The sequence below is a fragment of the Ensifer sp. Root31 genome (assembly GCF_001424825.1).
In the GTDB taxonomy this organism is placed as follows: Bacteria; Pseudomonadota; Alphaproteobacteria; order Rhizobiales; family Rhizobiaceae; genus Ensifer; species Ensifer canadensis.
On record NZ_LMCO01000022.1, the window covers coordinates 125627 to 142329 of the forward strand.

General features: G+C 61.9%; 14 protein-coding genes and 2 pseudogenes. 7 read left to right on the forward strand and 9 right to left on the reverse strand.

Translation table 11 applies throughout. The features are described 5' to 3' along the window. Nucleotides 1-6 precede the first annotated feature (6 nt). A complete protein-coding gene (locus ASD00_RS20060; RefSeq protein ID WP_057208574.1) occupies nucleotides 7-1461 on the reverse strand; it encodes an aldehyde dehydrogenase family protein in 1455 nt (484 codons plus the stop codon). A gap of 195 nt (nucleotides 1462-1656) precedes the next feature. Between ASD00_RS20060 and ASD00_RS20065 the strand changes: the two genes are divergently transcribed. Further along, a complete protein-coding gene (locus ASD00_RS20065) occupies nucleotides 1657-2454 on the forward strand; it encodes a GntR family transcriptional regulator (RefSeq protein WP_057208575.1) in 798 nt (265 codons plus the stop codon). Then, complete coding sequence (locus tag ASD00_RS20070; RefSeq protein WP_057208576.1) at nucleotides 2454-3473, forward strand: Ldh family oxidoreductase; 1020 nt, start codon at nucleotides 2454-2456, stop codon at nucleotides 3471-3473. Before ASD00_RS20065 ends, ASD00_RS20070 begins: the two co-directional genes overlap by 1 nt. A 260-nt stretch (nucleotides 3474-3733) precedes the next feature. Here the strand turns inward: ASD00_RS20070 and ASD00_RS20075 are convergent, their stop codons facing one another. The 7 genes from ASD00_RS20075 to ASD00_RS20105 form a co-directional block, all read right to left on the reverse strand. Beyond that, nucleotides 3734-5104 (reverse strand): serine hydrolase domain-containing protein, encoded by a 1371-nt coding sequence (locus ASD00_RS20075; RefSeq protein WP_057208577.1) that lies wholly within the window; start codon nucleotides 5102-5104, stop codon nucleotides 3734-3736. Between the two features lies 1 nt (nucleotide 5105). Further along, nucleotides 5106-6401 (reverse strand): amidase, encoded by a 1296-nt coding sequence (locus ASD00_RS20080; protein ID WP_057208578.1) that lies wholly within the window; start codon nucleotides 6399-6401, stop codon nucleotides 5106-5108. Next, the gene (locus ASD00_RS20085) at nucleotides 6391-7266 is read right to left on the reverse strand and encodes an ABC transporter substrate-binding protein (protein ID WP_057208580.1); all 876 of its coding nucleotides are present in this window, start codon (nucleotides 7264-7266) and stop codon (nucleotides 6391-6393) included. Before ASD00_RS20085 ends, ASD00_RS20080 begins: the two co-directional genes overlap by 11 nt. 62 nt (nucleotides 7267-7328) lie before the next feature. Next, nucleotides 7329-8255, reverse strand: coding sequence for a transporter substrate-binding domain-containing protein (locus ASD00_RS20090; protein ID WP_057208581.1), 927 nt, complete (start codon nucleotides 8253-8255; stop codon nucleotides 7329-7331). Between the two features lie 75 nt (nucleotides 8256-8330). Continuing rightward, nucleotides 8331-9260, reverse strand: coding sequence for a transporter substrate-binding domain-containing protein (locus ASD00_RS20095; RefSeq protein WP_057208582.1), 930 nt, complete (start codon nucleotides 9258-9260; stop codon nucleotides 8331-8333). A 22-nt stretch (nucleotides 9261-9282) separates the two neighbouring features. Beyond that, on the reverse strand, nucleotides 9283-10050 hold the full coding sequence (locus ASD00_RS20100; RefSeq protein WP_057208583.1) for an amino acid ABC transporter ATP-binding protein: 768 nt from the start codon (nucleotides 10048-10050) through the stop codon (nucleotides 9283-9285). After that, nucleotides 10047-11036 (reverse strand): amino acid ABC transporter permease, encoded by a 990-nt coding sequence (locus ASD00_RS20105; protein ID WP_200951483.1) that lies wholly within the window; start codon nucleotides 11034-11036, stop codon nucleotides 10047-10049. Before ASD00_RS20105 ends, ASD00_RS20100 begins: the two co-directional genes overlap by 4 nt. 202 nt (nucleotides 11037-11238) lie before the next feature. Here ASD00_RS20105 and ASD00_RS20110 point away from each other — a divergent pair, with 202 nt between their 5' ends. From ASD00_RS20110 to hydA, 3 genes are read left to right on the forward strand one after another with little or no spacing between them, the layout of a single operon-like run. Beyond that, the gene (locus tag ASD00_RS20110; protein ID WP_057208585.1) at nucleotides 11239-12324 is read left to right on the forward strand and encodes an NAD/NADP octopine/nopaline dehydrogenase family protein; all 1086 of its coding nucleotides are present in this window, start codon (nucleotides 11239-11241) and stop codon (nucleotides 12322-12324) included. Between the two features lie 12 nt (nucleotides 12325-12336). Then, nucleotides 12337-13113, forward strand: a complete 777-nt coding sequence (locus ASD00_RS20115) for a GntR family transcriptional regulator (RefSeq protein WP_082523659.1) — start codon at nucleotides 12337-12339, stop codon at nucleotides 13111-13113. Nucleotides 13114-13120: 7 nt separating this feature from the next. Next, on the forward strand, nucleotides 13121-14578 hold the full coding sequence (gene hydA / locus ASD00_RS20120) for a dihydropyrimidinase (protein WP_063963309.1): 1458 nt from the start codon (nucleotides 13121-13123) through the stop codon (nucleotides 14576-14578). 272 nt (nucleotides 14579-14850) lie between these two features. Here hydA and ASD00_RS41835 read toward each other — a convergent pair. Further along, nucleotides 14851-15020, reverse strand: a pseudogene (locus tag ASD00_RS41835) (IS1595 family transposase); the annotation flags it as partial. A gap of 977 nt (nucleotides 15021-15997) precedes the next feature. Here ASD00_RS41835 and ASD00_RS40235 point away from each other — a divergent pair. Together ASD00_RS40235 and ASD00_RS40770 are read left to right on the forward strand one after the other, a co-directional pair. After that, nucleotides 15998-16156: pseudogene (locus ASD00_RS40235) on the forward strand (sulfatase-like hydrolase/transferase); the annotation flags it as partial. A 245-nt stretch (nucleotides 16157-16401) separates the two neighbouring features. Continuing rightward, nucleotides 16402-16539, forward strand: a complete 138-nt coding sequence (locus ASD00_RS40770; RefSeq protein ID WP_162249740.1) for a hypothetical protein — start codon at nucleotides 16402-16404, stop codon at nucleotides 16537-16539. Nucleotides 16540-16703 lie beyond the last annotated feature (164 nt).

A 16703-nucleotide genomic window follows, 5' to 3' on the forward strand; every position in this document is an offset into this window, starting at 1 on the left:
TTCGCGTTACTGTTTAAGTTTGACGTAGATCGACTTGGTCTCCATAAATTCAAGAACGCCTTCGGGTCCGTTTTCACGGCCCATACCGCTGTCCTTCATGCCGCCGAAGGGCAGTTGCGGAACCGTCTCGAGGTAGGCGTTCACGTAGACAGTGCCGCTCTTGATGCGGCGCGAGACCGACAGGGCGCGCGAGAGGTCATTGGTCCAAATGCCGTTTGCAAGGCCGTAGCTGGTGTCGTTGACCAGATCGACGACCTGATCATCGGTTTGGAAAGGGATGGCGCAAACTACAGGCCCGAACACCTCTTCTCGGAAAATTGCCATTTCGGGCTTCACGTTCGTGAGGATCGTGGGCTCTATAAAGAACCCGTTTGCCAGAGACTTCTCCGTCGGTTTTTTTCCGCCGGAGATGAGTGTCGCACCATCGTCCTGTGCGCTTTCGATGAAGCCCACGACGCGATCGAAATGGTCTTTGTGGATGAGCGCTCCAATGGAAGCGTCATCCGCGGTTCCGATCTTCAACTCCCGAGCCTTCGTGCTCAGGCGATCAACGAATTCGTCGAAGATGGATTCATGGACGAAGAGACGACCTCCGGCGCAGCATTCTTCCCCCTGATTGGCTGTAAATCCAAACAACGCACCATCGACGGCAGCATCGATATCGGCGTCTCCGAACACAACGTTCGCACCCTTGCCGCCGAGCTCAAGTGCGACCTTTTTCACCTTCTTTCCGGCGCGAGATGCGAGAAGACTTCCCACTCGAGTGGAGCCCGTGAACGAGATCATATCGATGAAGGGGCTGTCACAGATAACGTTGCCGACCTCTTCGCCAACCGCCGGCACGACGTTGATAACACCGTCGGGAATGCCCGCCTTCTGTGCGAGTAGCGCGCATTCGAGGGCCGTCCCGGCCGTCAACTCGGAAGGCTTTACAACAACCGAGCAGCCGGCCGCGAGGGCGAAGGGCAACTTTTGGAACAGGGTGACAATCGGATAATTCCAAGGCACGATCATCGCCACGACCGCGAACGGCTCTTGTGTAACAAGACCAAGCTTGTCGCTTCCTTCGTGATTGACGAGCCTGCCCGGCAGATTCCATGCCAATGAGGCGGCGTAGCGAACAAGCTCGATCGCCCATTCCACTTCACCCCGCGCGGCCGATATTACTTTCCCCACTTCGTCCGCCTCGATGCGGGCCAGTCGCTCCTTGTCGGCTTCAAGCAAATCGGCCCAACGGTTGAGGATCTTCGCCCGCGCACTGCCCGCGGTCTCGCGCCATGATCCTTTCAAGAAGGTCGAGTGAGCGGCGGCCGCAGCGTCTTCAACTTCCGACGGCCCGGCGAGCGCGAAGGTTGCTACGAGTTCAGAGGTGGCAGGCGAGCGCCTCGAAAGAACCTTGCCGGAAGCCGGTTCGATCCACTTTCCCGAGATCCAAAGCCCGTATTTTCGTTCGCTTGCCATAAGAAACTTCACCTTGCTATCTGATGAACGATGATCGCGAACCAGGCCGGCCGAGCACTAGAGGTTCCGCATGCGCCTAAATCCGTCCCATCCTTCGTACGCTCCTGGCCCGCGCCCCGTTATACCCCGGTTGGTATATAGACCGAGGAGAAGTCCTGAGATGGAAGGGAGAAGATCGGAACGTCGCGCGCCAGCATGAAGGCAATCGTGGAGCGGCCCGGCAACAAGGAGGACAAAGTGACCCTTCCAAGCGAATGGACGCGCGGGTCCGCGGCGCAGTTGGCCTATGGTCAACTGCGAGAGCGGATCGTGAACCTTGAGCTTCTCCCAGGCACCTTATTGGATGATGCTGCTCTCGGGCAATGTGCCTCCGTATCTCGAACCGCCGTACGCGAAGCACTCGTAAAGCTGTCCCTCGACGGACTAGTTGAGTGCCCTCCACATCGTCCGGCTAGCGTCTCCCGGATCGACTATTCATCCGTGGAGGCGCTGCTCCACGCGCTGGAATTGATGTTGCGTTCGACAAGTCATCTCGCAGCTCAGAACCGACACGACAAAGACCTGCAACTAGCGCGGCGATCGGCTGATGCTCTTGACTTTGCACGCGATGCCGAGAATGACGCTGAGGCATTCGCGGGGCTCGTTGAATTGCATATGTCGATAGCCCGGGCGGGCCGAAACAACTATTTATCGACCACGTTAAACAGATTGTTTGGCGACGTCGCGCGGATGCTAAGAGCACACGGGCTGCTGACAGGAAGGTTTCCCAAAATTGACGTCGGTTCGCAGAAGGATACGCTCCTTCGAGCGATTTGGCAGAGGAATCCTAGTCTGGCTGCTGAATGTGGACGGCAGAACGCGTCCGCCATCAAGAACACAATCCAACAGCATGTCATCCCTCCGAGATTGCCCGACATCGAGATAGCGGACCTGAAAACAGTGGTATTCGGCGGTACACATTGTCGTCAGGCGGCTCCGGGGGGAAAGAATTAATGGACAACATCAGACTGTCGCTAGATGAGGTGCGCAAGATTTCGTTGGACGCCTTCATAGCCAATGGGTTCAGCGACAGGCAAGCCCATGCCACCGCTGACGTGGTGACGCGCGCCGAGGCAGATGCTTGCAGGTCACACGGATTGTACCGGGTGCCGGGTTACATCGCCGCCGTTCGTGCGGGACGTGCGAACGCACGGGCAGAGCCCTCGGTGCAGCAGAGCGCAGCAAGTGTCCTCCAAGTGAATGGCGACGGCGGATTTGCTCCCTTGGCTGCCGACGTCGGCCGCCCTGAGCTGATTGAGCTCGCGCGTCGTCAGGGCATTGCGGCGATGGCGATAGGCAACACGCATCACTTCTCGGCTTTGTGGGCAGACCTCGAACCGATTATTGATGCAGGCCTCGTCGCTTGGTGCTTCGTAGTAGGACAATGCGCCGTCGCACCCTATGGCGGAAGCAGTCGGTTGATGGGCACCAATCCGATCGGTTTCGGCTGGCCGCGCCCCGCCGGCGGCGCGTTCATCTTTGACTTTGCAACAAGCGCCGCGGCAAGAGGTGAAGTCGAACTGAAGCGATTGGCCGGTGATCATCTCCCCGAAGGATGGGCAATTGATGCCGGCGGACGTCCAACGACGAACCCATCTGAAGCCTTGGCCGGCGCGCTGTTGCCCTTCGGCGGTTACAAAGGGTCGGCCCTATCGATGATGGTAGAATTGATCGCCGGTCCTCTAATTCGCGAGAAGACCAGCCGGGAGGTAACGCGAATAGGGATAACCGACGGCGGGCCACCTCCGGGCGGTGAGCTTTATGTCGTGATCGACCCTGCGGCCTTTGGAACCGATGCGGGAATCGCCGGCGAAACATTCTTCAAAGAGGCAACATCTCAAGCCGGCGTACGCCTTCCCTCAGCGCGTCGCCATGCCGCGCGAGCCCAGAGCCACCGGGCAGGAGTCGAGGTTCCAATGTCGCTATTGCGGCAAATCGAAGCCTTATGCGGTACTTCGCCAGACGCGCTCTGACCCTGAGGCGACGTCACGCTTTTCCACAATTGGCCGAAAGCCGATCACCAAATCTCTCGCCTTGACCGGAATCGAATCGACGACCGGCCATCTGAAAAGTGGTGCCAAGCCTTCTTGGATTCGACAGCGCTTTTGCAGCCCCCGATCTGCTCCAAAGCGGCCCTTGGCTCGTGTAAGGCCGGGCCACGATCAAGTCCTTCCACGGTCGTGTACCCTGCCGTTCCGCTCAAAGGCGACGTGACAATGCCGTTGTTCCCCGCTCATAGCCAGAAACGGGTGGTTCGGGGGGTCGCTCGCATGCCGTCATGCGCATAAAGACAGCCGGGGGCTTCCGGGTGGCGGAGGAAGTGGAGTTCCTTGCCGGCCGCGGCGTAGGAATGGTGCGCATATAGTTGTAGGCGCTCCGGGTTCGCGGCCGTGCCAGCGGTGTTTGCGATCTTGGCGCCGAACCAGTTCAGAGCATCCTGCGGGGAGTACGTCTCCGCGAGGAGGATGTCGCCACTGGGGTGTAGGGCCACGGTCAGCGTGGCGTTCAGGCGCGCGTAGCGGCCCGACGGATCGGTTTCCGGCGGCATCGTCCAGTCCTCGTATCCCGCAAGAGGCGGGGCAGAATCCGCGGGGCCGGCGATGGCGGTAACGGTGCGCAGGATTTCGTCCGCGAGGCGTCCAACATGCAGGGCGGTCCATGCGGCGTTGGCGGCGACGACCACGGTCTCCGGCCGTCCCTCGCAAAGGCGCACGGCGCAGGCCTGGCCAACGGTCGTGCCGTCATGTCCCCAGGCGAAGACATTCTCGCCGAGGCGATAGCGGGCGATGCCCGGCGCCCAGCCGGAATGCCGCCAGCCGATCGTCGGCACAAAGACCGGCTGACGGTCCGTCCCGAGCCGCCCCCGCAGGACACGCAGTAGCCGTGCAAGATCTTCCGGCGTGCCGGCAAGGCCGCCGCCGGGCGCCAGCGCGGCGGGCGCATACCAGCGGGCAGCCGGCAGCGCGGGGCGGTCCTTCGACGGCGGCGTGGCATGGCCCTTTGCGGCTGGCCGCATCAGGACTCTTTCCGCCCGGGCGGAAATGGAATGGTCGCCGAGATACCGCGCGATGCGGGCGTCGGCGAAATCCTCCCAGGCTTTCCCCGTCAGCACCTCCGTCAGATAGCCGGCGAGCACATAGCCGGAATTGGAATAGGAAAACAGTTCGCCCGGCCGGGCGATCAGCGGCTGGGCGGCGATGGCGCGCGCGGCCGCACGGCGGGCCCCCTCCCCCTCTCCCATATCCGCCCACCATTGGGAATCGAGCCCGCTCGTATGATTGAGGAGCTGGCGGATGGTTGCATCGTGAAAGACAAGATCGTTGCTCGCCTCAAGATCCGGCGCGACGGACACTACCGGCGCGTCGAGATCGAGGCCTCGGTCGGACAGCGCCTCGATGAGAAGGAGGGCGGTGACCATCTTGGTGACCGAACCGAACTGAAAGACGATATTCGCGCTGACCGGCATTCCCGTTGCGGGATCGGCAGTGCCGGCGGCGAAGCACCGGATCGTCCGGCCGTCATCCAGTGCGAGCGACACGCCCGGCGCTCCGGTATCATCCAGCCATTGCCGCAGGAGGCGAAGAAGCCGGTCCGCCTCATCCATGCTACGCCTCCAGCCCGTGGGCGCAATCAAGCAACGTGGCAAGCGAAATACCAAGCCCCGTCAGCATCACCGAGCGGGTTCCTTCCGCCTCCCTCAGGAGCGGCAGGGACAGGCTGTCGAGATCATAGATGTTGGCAAGAATGGTAAAGCGCCCAGTCTCCCCGGAAAGGTCCTGCGGGCTTGCGGTGCCGATGCGCGCATCCGGCAACGGCACGCTGGGCGTGAGGAGAAGCTCGACGCCCCTTGCAGCGGCCGCCTCCAAGAAGCGGGCGCGATGGTCGGCAAGCCGCAGTTTTGCCGCAGCCGCTTCCTGCGGCGTGATCCCCTCACCCAGGCGCATCGTGCGGGCGACAGCGGGGGCGTAGATATCCGCACGCGCGGCCAGCAGCGGGGCATGAAACGTCCAATTGTCGAAATTCACGGCGATAAAGAAATCCCGGCTCGCCGCCTCGTCAATCCGCAGCGGCACGGGCACGACAACATGGCCCATCTGGATCAGCCTGATGGCGGCAGCGTCAAGCGCCTGCTCGGCCGAGGGCGCGATGGCGCTGCGGGCAAAATCGGGAATGCCGATGACGAGCGGACCTGGCCGTTCCGCATCCAGCGCGGCACGCAGGAGGCGGGGGCAGCGCTTCAGAACGGTGGCGATATCCGCCACGCTGCGGGCGATCAGCCCGGTGCTCTGCCCGAAAAGAGCGCCATTAACCTCGCCCTCGTCGCAGATCGTTCCCTTCTTTGGGCGCAGACCGGCAACACCGGCTAGGGCCGCCGGCTTGCGCAGCGAGCCGCCGCCATCCGTCCCGAGCGCCAGCGCCGTAAAGCCGGCGGCAACGGCGACCGCCCCGCCGACGGTCGAGCCGCCGGCATAATAGTCCGGCGCGCGCAGCGAGCGGGTGACGGCCGGGCCGGCGCTGGAGCCGAACTGATGCGTCGCCTGCTTGGCGACCACCACCGCGCCTTCCTCCTGCAGCGCGGCCACTGCGGCGCTCGGCTTCAGGGGCAGGCTTTCGCCGAGATCGACCGGGGTTCCCGCCCGTGTCGGCAGGCCGGCAACAACGATCGTATCCTTCACCCCAAGGGAAACGCCGCAAAGCGCACGGCCCTTCCCCGCATCAAGGCGTGCATCGAGCCGGGCAAGCTCCTTTTCGATCCAGCTCCAGGCGGGATTGAGAAGCGATTGCAGCGCCGCATCCTCACGCAGGATCTTATCGAAGAGCGCCGCATAGGCGGCCGGCAGGCGCTGCCTTTCGGCCAGCGCCCTTTCGGCGATTTCGCTTATCGGGCGGTCAGACAACACCGAGGTGATCCGTCAGCGCCGTGCCGGACGCCAGCAGCCCGTTCTGTTGCAGAGCCGTTGACCAGCGCTCGAGCTGGTCGCACTGGACGGCGCTGGTCGTCGCCCACAGGTCGATCGACCGGTAGCAGGTGACGATGGTGATGATCCGCTCCCGCGTATATTGCGGGAAATAGGGCGCGACGGTACTGGCGATGGTTTCGGGGCTTTGCGCAGCAAGCCATTTCTGGCTGTCGTCCAGCGCGGCAACAAATCGGGCAACGAGCTCCCGCCGGGCTTCCACGACTGCTCGGTCCGCCATGTAGACGCTCCAGGGAAGCCTGCCTGCTTGGCAGCTGACGGGCAACGTCACGCGCAGATCGTCGCGCAGCCCCGCCTCGCCATCGACGAAGAACACATCGCCGACCCCGCGAATGAATTCGGCAACGGCATCTTCGGCGGTAAAGCCGAAGATCAGCTTCACATCTGCAAGGGTCAGCCCTGCCCGGCCGAGCGCGTAGACGAAGGCGGCCCAAGCCGTCGGCGCTTCGCCCGGATAGACGACGATGGTCTTGCCGCGAAGCTCCGGCCAAGTCAGGGCGGGCGTCCCGTCGACACGCTGGGCCAGCATATGTCGGGTCTGCTGGTTGCTCTGGGCGACGATGGCCGGATTCATCCCCGTTTCCGCCAGCCGGAGGCCGTAGACGCAGCTTCCGAGGAGAAGGTCGACATCGCCCCGGTTGACGGCGCCGACCGTGTCCTCGACCGTGCCGTTGCTCTTGTAGAAGGAAAGATCGATCGACTGCGCGGCAAACAGCCCCGTTGCCAGCCCCGCATATTGCGGCACATAGGCAAGGTCGTGCGCGCAGGAGATTCTCAAGGTATCCATGGTTCAAGTCCTGTTCGTCGAAACGCGCGGGGCAGGTCTTGCCCGCCCCGCGTTATGGCCGGTCACATTTCGCCGTTTGTCGGCTCGTTGACGACGACGTTGTCGATCACGACATTCGGCTGGCCGTAGTGCTCGGCAATGGCGGCCAGCGTGCCGTCAGCCTTGATGGCCTTGGCTGCCGCCTCGAGCGCGGCGGTCAGCTCGGTTTCGGCCTTCAGCACGCCGAACCCGCCGTTCTGCGGGCTCCAGCCGTGCTTGCGGTCATCGGCCTTGACGATGCGAAAGAGGCCGGCATTCTCCTTAGCGGCGACAAGGCTCTCGGCTGCTGACATGTTGACGATCTGTGCATCCGCCGAGCCGCTCTTGATGGAGAGCAGGGCCGCGTTGGAATCCGGCAGCGTCTTGATGACAATCTCCGGCTTGCCGGCGCTCTGGCACTGCGGCTGGATCTTGTCGATGAACTTGCCGAAGACGTCGCCGCTCTGCCGCGTCACGGTCTTGCCGCACAGGTCCGGCAGGTCCTTGATCGTGTGGTCCTCGGTGCGTGCGAGGACGACATTCCCGAGCGTCGTGTAGTTGATGAAGTTGAGCACCTTTTCGCGCTCTTCCGTATCGCCCATAGAGGCGGCGATGACGTCGTATTTGCGCGCCTGGATACCGGGAATGATGCCGTCAAACTGGGCGTTCTCGAAGGTCGCCGTCACGCCCATCTTGGCCGCGACCGCCCGCGAAACGTCGATGTCGATGCCAGTCAGTTCGCCCTTGTCGTCATAGAATTCGAAGGGCGCATAGGGCGCGGAGGTCACGAAGCGCAGCGCTCCGTTGAACTTGGCAGGAACGAGGGCCGCGATCGCCTCATCCTGGGTGACAGTCCGGCCGACGACCGTCTGGTCCGTCGCATCGGCCGCTGCTGCCGGTAGTGCGCCGCTCGTGGCGGAAAGCGCGGCAATGAAGGCAAGGGAAAGAAATGCGTGTCTGTCGAGTTTCATGCGTGTCCCCTTTGTCGGTTGGAGAAATCTGCGAGGAAGTCATGGGTAGAAGAAGGAAGCCCTGGTTGGCGCTTCTCAGAGCTCGCCGCTGGTCGGCGTGTTGATGCCGACTTCGTCAATGACGATGCTGGGATTGCCGTAATGGTCGGCGATCGCCTGGAGGGTCCCCTCCGCCTTGGCCGCCTTCAGCGCGGCTTCGATCGCCTTGGCAAGCTCCATCTCGGACTTCAGCACGCCGAGCCCGCCATTGGAGAGCCGCCATCCGCGGGGACTGTGCGCCGGGCGCACGATGCGGAACAGATCGACGTTTTCCTCGGCGCGGATCAGGCTTTCGGCCGCCGAGAGGTTGACGATCTGGGCATCCGCAGCACCGCTCTTGATCGCCAGCAGGGCAGCGTTGGAATCGGGCAGCGTCGTGATAGCAATTTCGGGCTTGCCAGCGCTCTGGCAGCGCGGCTGGACCTTGTCGATGAACATCGCGAAGACGTCACCGCTTTGCCGCGTCACGGTCTTCCCGCAGAGGTCGACGAGATCGTTGATCGACTGGTCCGAGGCCGGCACCACAACGACATTGCCGAGGGTGCGGTAGTTGATGAAGTTGAGAACCTTCTCGCGCTCCAGCGTATCGCCCATGCCGGCGGCGATGACATCGGCCTGGCCGGCCTGGAGGCTGGGAATGGCGCCGTCGAACTTCACATTGATGAAGGTGATGTCGACACCCATCTTGGCGGCGACGGTCCTTGCGACATCCACCTCGATGCCAGTCAACTGCTTGTTGTCGTCGAAATACATCCAGGGATGATAGGGAGCGGCAACGACGAAGCGCAGGGCGCCGTTAAACTTCGCCGGTACGAGCGCGGCGACGGCTTGCTCCCGGGTGATCGTCTTGCCAACGATGACCTGATCGGTCTGCGCGACCGCCTGCGCTGATGCCACGCCTCCCGCCAGGGCAAGCGCCACGGCGGTGCATGCCGCCAAGAGGAATGCACGGCTATTATATTTCATGGATATTCCCCTTTTTATTTTCTTAGAGAAGCCGGCGAAGGAATTCGCGGGTTCGTTCATGCTGAGGCGTGACCAGAACCTGGCCAGGATCGCCCTCCTCCACCACTTCGCCGTCGGCCATGAAGATGACGCGATCGCAGACATCGCGGGCAAAGGCGATTTCATGAGTGACGACGATCATCGTCATGCCCTCGCGGGCGAGCGTGCGCATCACCTCCAGCACGTCGCCGACGAGCTCGGGATCGAGCGCCGAGGTCGGCTCGTCAAATAGCATCACCCTGGGTCGCATCGCTAAAGCCCGGGCAATCGCGATGCGCTGCTGCTGGCCGCCGGAAAGCTGGGAGGGATAGTGATCGGCCCAGTCGGCGAGCCCAACGAGGTCGAGCAGGTATTTCGCGTGTTCGTAAACCTGCGCGCGCGACTGCTTGAGAACGCCGATCGGCCCTTCGACGATGTTTTCCATCACCGTCATGTGTTGAAACAGATTGAAACTCTGGAACACCATGCCGATGCCCCGCCGCTGGTAGGACAATGCACTGTCGGAAAGCTCGTGCAGCTCGCCGTTCTTCATGGCGTAGCCGACAGGATCTCCGCCGACCAGCACGCAGCCGCTGTCGGGCGACTCCAGATGGTTCATGCAGCGCAACAGCGTACTCTTTCCCGATCCGCTCGGGCCGATCATCGCCACTACCTCGCCTTCGGCAATATCGAGGCTTATGCGTTTCAGGACCACCTTGGGCCCGTAGGATTTCGTCAGGGTTCTGACGCTAACGAGAGGTTCAGCGTTCATTGGGCCAACGTCTCCTTGCCGGCAAAACCGATTGTGTTGGAACTCCTCGCCGCGGCGCGCCGTGGCCTGCGGCGCGGCTTTGAACGGGCGGTCGACTGGCCGTAGCGGCGCTCGAGCCAGGACTGCGGGATCGTGAGAATGCTAACCATGAACAGGTACCAGATGCTGGCGACGATCAGCAGCGGGATGATCTGGAACGTCTGGGAATAGACGCGCTGCAGATTGGTCATGAGGTCGGCGCCGGCGATTACCGAGACGAGTGAGGTCGCCTTCAACATGGAGATGACCTCGTTGCCCATCGGCGGGATGATGACCCTAAGCGCCTGCGGCATGACGACCCGACGGAATGCGCGGAACTGCGTCATCCCAACGGAGCGCGCCGCCTCGACCTGGCCGCGGGGCACCGAGAGAATACCACCGCGAACAATTTCCGCAGCATAGGCGGCCTCGTTGAGCGACAAGGCGAGCATGGCGGCGACCATGGGCGTAACGACCTGCGCCGTCGGCACGGAAAAGAGGGTTCCGACGAAGGGTAAGGAAAGGGAAATGCTCGGCGTGAAGATGCCGAGATAGCCCCAGAAGATGAGCTGGACGAGAAGCGGAGTTCCCCGGAAGATCCACACATAGAGACGCGCAAGGCTGGACAACACCCAGTTGCTCGACAAGAGCATCATGGCGAGGATTATCGCGCCGACAAGGCCAATCACCATCGAGACGACAGTGAGGTACAGCGTCACCGCGACACCCTTCAGTGTCACGTCCTTAAACAGATACTCGGCAATGACGGCCTGATCGATGACCGGGTTCTGCGACAGGTTCCAGAAGACATAGCTGATAACGGCAAGGCAGGCGACGGCGGCCACGGGCGTCCAGGGCTGGCGTCGCGAGAAGATCAGGGCATCATCGGGTATGGCAACGACCGCCCCGCCGGCAATTATCGCGCCGCCAGGCGAGGCTTTGGTTTTTCTGCTTGCGCTGTCACTCACCACGGATCCCTCCCATCAACTGTCGCTGGGCAGACCCGGTTGCTGTTGTGCCGATCGGGCATCCAGTGCCCTTCGTCAGCGCGCGGCTCTTGAAGACGTCGGCTCATCGCATTCCTCCCTCGATGTCGTGTCTTGCAATTCAACTCATCATGTTGTTATGATGACATCACAAATGAACTTGATCTGCAAGAGGGGTATTTCAATGAACGATGATTGGGCATTCGTCGGGATGGGAGCGTCGGGCGCTGGATTGGCGGCCCACGCCAATCAACGGGGGATCAAGACTATCGCCTGGTATGATTCGGATCCGGGTGTCGAAGCGGGCGTGACGGCGCAAGGCGGCTTCCTCTATTCCGGCATTTTCGGCGAGGGTCTGCTCACCCTCCCCTCAATGGCGCAGACACCGGGCGAACTTGCCCGCGCGTCGGTCATTGTCGTCTCCGTGACGGCGGACCAGCACGCGGCAGTAGCCGAGCGCCTTGCAGGCGTTCTTACTGACGATCACCTCGTCGTCCTGCATTGCGGCTATGTCGGCGGCGGGCGCATCTTCTCGCTTGCTCTTCAGGCAGCAGGCGGCAAAGGCCGCCCGAAAATCGTCGAAACCATGAATTCGCTGCATCTATCCGGCCGGCCGAGCCCAGCACGGGTCGTCGCTCGCAGCCACAAGCAGTGGCTGGAAACAGTGGGTGCGATGCCAGGCGACGCGGAGTTCGCTCTTTCCCGTGTCGGTGCATTCTGGCCGGAGTTGAAGATCGGCGGCAATGCCCTGCAATGCGGGCTCAACAACCCCAATAGCCTCGGCCATCTGCCGGTCATGCTCGGCCATCTCGGCGTCCTGAAGGCCGATCACGGCCCGCTGACCACAGGCGTGTTGCATTTCGGCGAGGCCCATACGGAGCTGATAGGCAATCTGGCGGATGCCTACGAAAAGGAACGGCTGGCGGTCGTTCGGGCACTCGGCCTCGATCCGCTCCCGGTCGCCGATTTCGATGCGCTGGCCTATCCGCCAGGCACCCGGCTCGAGGAAGTGGAGCGCTTCGGTCCAAAGCTGCAGATGCGCTATCTCACCGAGGACCTGCCCTGCGATCTGGTTCCCTTCGAAGACATTGCACGGTTAGTCAATTGCCCCACCCCGCTCACGACCGCGATGATCGACCTTATCAACAGCGCGTTCCGTTGCAATTTTCGCGAGACAGGCCGAACCGTAGAAAAACTGGGAATTGACTGGATTGCCGCGCACGCCCCCGCCATGGCGGCGTCGCCGGCAGCCCGTAGCGCAACAAGATAGGACGCAAGCAAGATGATGGGATCGCCACTCGCCGGGAAGCTCTACATGCAGGTTCAATACGACCTACAGCGCCGCATCTCGTCCGGAGAATTCAAGCCGGAGGAAATGCTGCCAACCGAAGAGCAGCTCTGCCGCGAATACGGCGTGAGCCGGATCACTGTGCGCCGGGCCTTCGACGGGCTGGTGGCCGATCTCTTCGTCGTGCGGCGCCAGGGGGTCGGCACTTTCGTCGCCGGGATCAGCCATGCGCTGCAATCCGTGCGTCTGCGGGCCTATCTGGAGGACATCCTGGCGCTCGACCGGCATTTGCGGTTCCAGTTGCTGGGAATCGATACCCAGGTCGCGTCCGAGCGGGTAGCTGAGCGCCTGCGGCTGACGAAGACCGCCCACGTTGCCCATGAAAGCACCATCGTCCTCTTGAACGACCAGCCCTTCATGGTCGGCGAAGGTTTCTTCCCCGCCGATCTCGTACATAGCATCGAGCCCGGGGATTTCACCGGCCATGAACAGCCGACCGAGCGTATCCTCAACCGTGCCGGCCTGCGCATCGCCTATGGCGAGCAGAACATCACCGCGACGGCAATCTCCAAGGATTTCGGTGCCCATCTCGACCTCAAGCCCGGAACACCGGTCCTCTCTGTCGAGCGGCTCTATTTCGATGACCGCGGCATGCCTATCGCCTTCATCACCGGCGTCTTCCACCCCGAACGCTATCAGTTGACCGCCGATATCGTTCCGCGTGGCGGTGCGGCGCCGCAGATCGTTCCCCTTTCAAAAGATCGCAAGTGAGCTTTTCATGTCCCAATTCGACCTCGTCATCCGCAACGCGCGCTGCGCCACCGCATCGGACATCTTCATGGCCGATATCGGCATCATGGACGGCCGCATTCATACGCTGGGCCAGTCGATCGGCCCCGGCCGGAAGGAGATCGATGCAGATGGGCGCTGGGTGCTGCCTGGGGGCGTGGACAGCCACGTCCATGTCGATCAGCGTCAGACAGGCGGCGGATTGACGGCCGATACCTTCACGACGGGCAGCATCGCTGCGGCCTGCGGAGGCACCACGACCATGATCCCCTTCGCGACACAGGATCGTGGCCAGTCGCTTCGCTGGGCGATCGAGGAATATCATGATCGCGCCCGTGGCAAGACGGCGATCGACTATAATTTCCACTTGATCATTGCCGACCCCACTGCCGAAGCGCTGAACGAAGAACTGCCTGATGTGATTGCTGGCGGCTGCACCTCGTTGAAGTTCTTCACCGTCTATGATGACGTGATGCTCAGGGACCGTGAACTGCTCGATGCCATGGCTGCCGCCCGCCGCGAGGGTGCGATGGTAATGATCCATTGCGAAAATGCAGCGGGTGTCGCCTGGGTAACGGACCGGCTCCTGGAACGCGGCCTGCACGCCCCGAAATATCACCCCGCCGCACGCCCCGCCATCATGGAGCAGGAAGCCATCTATCGGATGACCGCCTTTGCGGAAGTGACCGGTGTGCCGCTCATGGTCGTTCATGTTTCCAGCGGAGATTCGATTGATATCATCGCAGCCGCACGACGCCGCGGTGTGACCGTCTACGCCGAGACCTGCACGCAATATATCGCTCTCGACTCGACCCATCTCGATCGGCCTGGTCTTGAGGGCGCCAAGGCCCTCTGCAGCCCGCCACCGCGCTGGCAGGGCAATGAGGAGGCGATCTGGCAAGGGATCGAGGACGGCTTCTTCGACGTCTTCTCCTCCGACCACAGCCCCTACCGCTTCGATTCCACCGGCAAGTTCCCTCACGGCAGCGACGTGCCGTTCAGCCGCATGTCGAGCGGCGTACCGGGCGTGGAAACGCGCTCGCCAATCCTGTTTTCGGAGGGCGTCATGAAGGGGCGCATCGACATCAACCGCTTCGTCGCGCTCAATTCCACCAATGCCGCGAAGATCTACGGCCTTTATCCGCGCAAGGGCACCATTGCCGTCGGCTCGGACGCCGATCTCTGCATCTGGGACGACCAGTACGAGACGGTGATCGACAATGACCGTCTCCATCACTCCGTCGACTACACGCCCTATCAGGGTATGCAGATAAAGGGCTGGCCTGCCGTGACCTTGCTCCGCGGCGAGGTGATTGCTGAGTATCACGACTTCCGCGGCAAGCCCGGCGACGGGGAGTTCCTAGCCGCCGACAAGCGCCCGCGACGCGCGGCTCAGACGCCGACCAAAACAGAATTGGCAAAACTTGGCGTGCCAGACCTGGTGTAGTAGGAAGTTTCTACCTTTGGGCGGTCGCAACAAGCTCTACCGCATGTGGGCGAACGGCCTGCGCACCGATGTCATTGCGCTCGGCGCTTCCACGGGCTGTAAGGCGGCGTGAGGGCGTGTTCGTCGCCGAGAAGGCGTGCCGGTGCTCACGTCAATGCACTCGCTTATGGCAGGCTCTCCGTGCCGGTAACCCTTCTGAACGGGTGCATCGCGGGTCGTGTTCACGAAGGACGCTGGTGACGAATGCGCGGTCCCGGTCGATACAGCCTTTATCAACCAAAGACAGCGACTGCTGATTTGATGATGATCCCACCATCCGGACTTCTGCGCATTTGGCGGCCGGTAGCGGCGCGAAAGACTTGCAGCAATTGCAGCGCCGGCGGCACCCGCGACCACAGGGTTTTCATCCGTTCCCTGCCATTTCGACTTTCCGCACTGCCTGGAGGCCGACTTTAGAAGTCGTGGTTTCCAGCGACCACAGGAAGCGGGCTCGGGACGTAGGCGCACATGTCTCACTCGCGGTGCCCATTGAGATGTCGATGCGCCATGGGATGCCGCCGATCCTCAAGGTGCAGGAAATGGGGATGGAGCATTGAATGCACGATGAGCGCGGACTTCTTCACGCAGATGCGCGCCGCGCTGACCCTCCTGACGCCAGGCAAGGAGGCCGACATTATTCTACTCGACGCTACCGCGTTGAACGTCGCTCGCTGAAACAACGTTCCGGGAGCCATCGGCAGGACGTCGTGGCGCTTCGTGACAAGATCATCTCCTCACGCGACTACCTCTTTGATGCAGCCGGGATCGAGGTGATCCTCTTCGATTGATCAAACCGGCCGCGATGCCAATCCGCGACGGCCCACATGGACCGTGTTAGCTCTGGGCTTGAGCGGCCCAGGGCGTCGCAAAAAGCTTACGCTTTCCGAAATGGGGCAGTAGCACTGACTGTCGATGACAGCTATCGAAGACGAATTACGCCTCGCATCGTCGTCCTTCTGGATCAGAACCGTCGGGCGGCCGGTTCCGTAGCGCTTGAAGTCGTTCTACGAGTAGCATGTCGAAGCCAAATGTTGCCATTTTCCAGAATACAGAGACAGACGAAAGGCTTTCCCCAAAGAAATTAAGGACGTAGTTCCTCGCGCCATTTCACAGGCTCATCCTTGTCGTCAAAGGTGGTATTCGGATAGACGACTTGGTCCGCCCCTTGCGCGCCGAGCTCATATTTGGCGAGCGCTGCCGCCATCGCGCCGCGTGCCCTCCCTACTTCGAACACTTGCCCACACACTTGACCTACAAATTGTCCAGGTATCCAACCCTAACTTCTGCGTCCGGTATTGCGCGGGCTTCGCCTTCGGAAGTGCCCGTGCCAAGACGAACCGGATATCATTCGAACACAGTAACGACGAATGGAACATCACGACGCACTGGGAAGGAGGCTACCGCGTTCCCATGCTGATCCGCTGGCCCGGCACCATCAAGCCCGGCTCCGTCTTCAACGACGCTTTTTCGCACTATGACCTTGTCCCGACTTTCGCAGCTGCCGGCGGTGATCCCGACATCGTTGAGAAATGCCTCACGGTCAGCACGCGTCGCAAACATTCACGCGCAAAGATGCCGAATGAATTCAGTCCCCAGATAAGGTGCTGAAAATTGTTCCCCCGATACGCGCCACGCGATATGGCTGGATTTCGTCATTGCGGAAACAGACAGCGGGTTGTGCTGAACAGATCGAAAGCGAACGTTTTGGATGAGCAAACCGAGACCATGACGACGCCAACCGCAGCGACTTCGCCCTGTGGGCGATCGAGCGGGCAAAAGTGAGCGTGGCCGAGCAAGGCGGCAATCTCGGGATCTCCACACGAGATCAGGGCGAAGAGGAGACTGCGGAAACGGCCAGCGCACTCGGCCAGGCCATCGTCAACGCTCTTCTGGAGGTCTTCGACGGCTTGATGGAAGAGTAGTATCGAGCCTACCGCTCCGCGCCATCGCGATCATTGCTGCGCTGGCGATCCTGCTCAGCCTGCCGGAGGATCTGCTGGCGCTGCTCGTCCTGGGCACCTTTGGCAGTGGCAGCCTGTTCCCGCGCCGCACGAGCGGCACGACCGGCGGCAATTGCCTGCTGCTG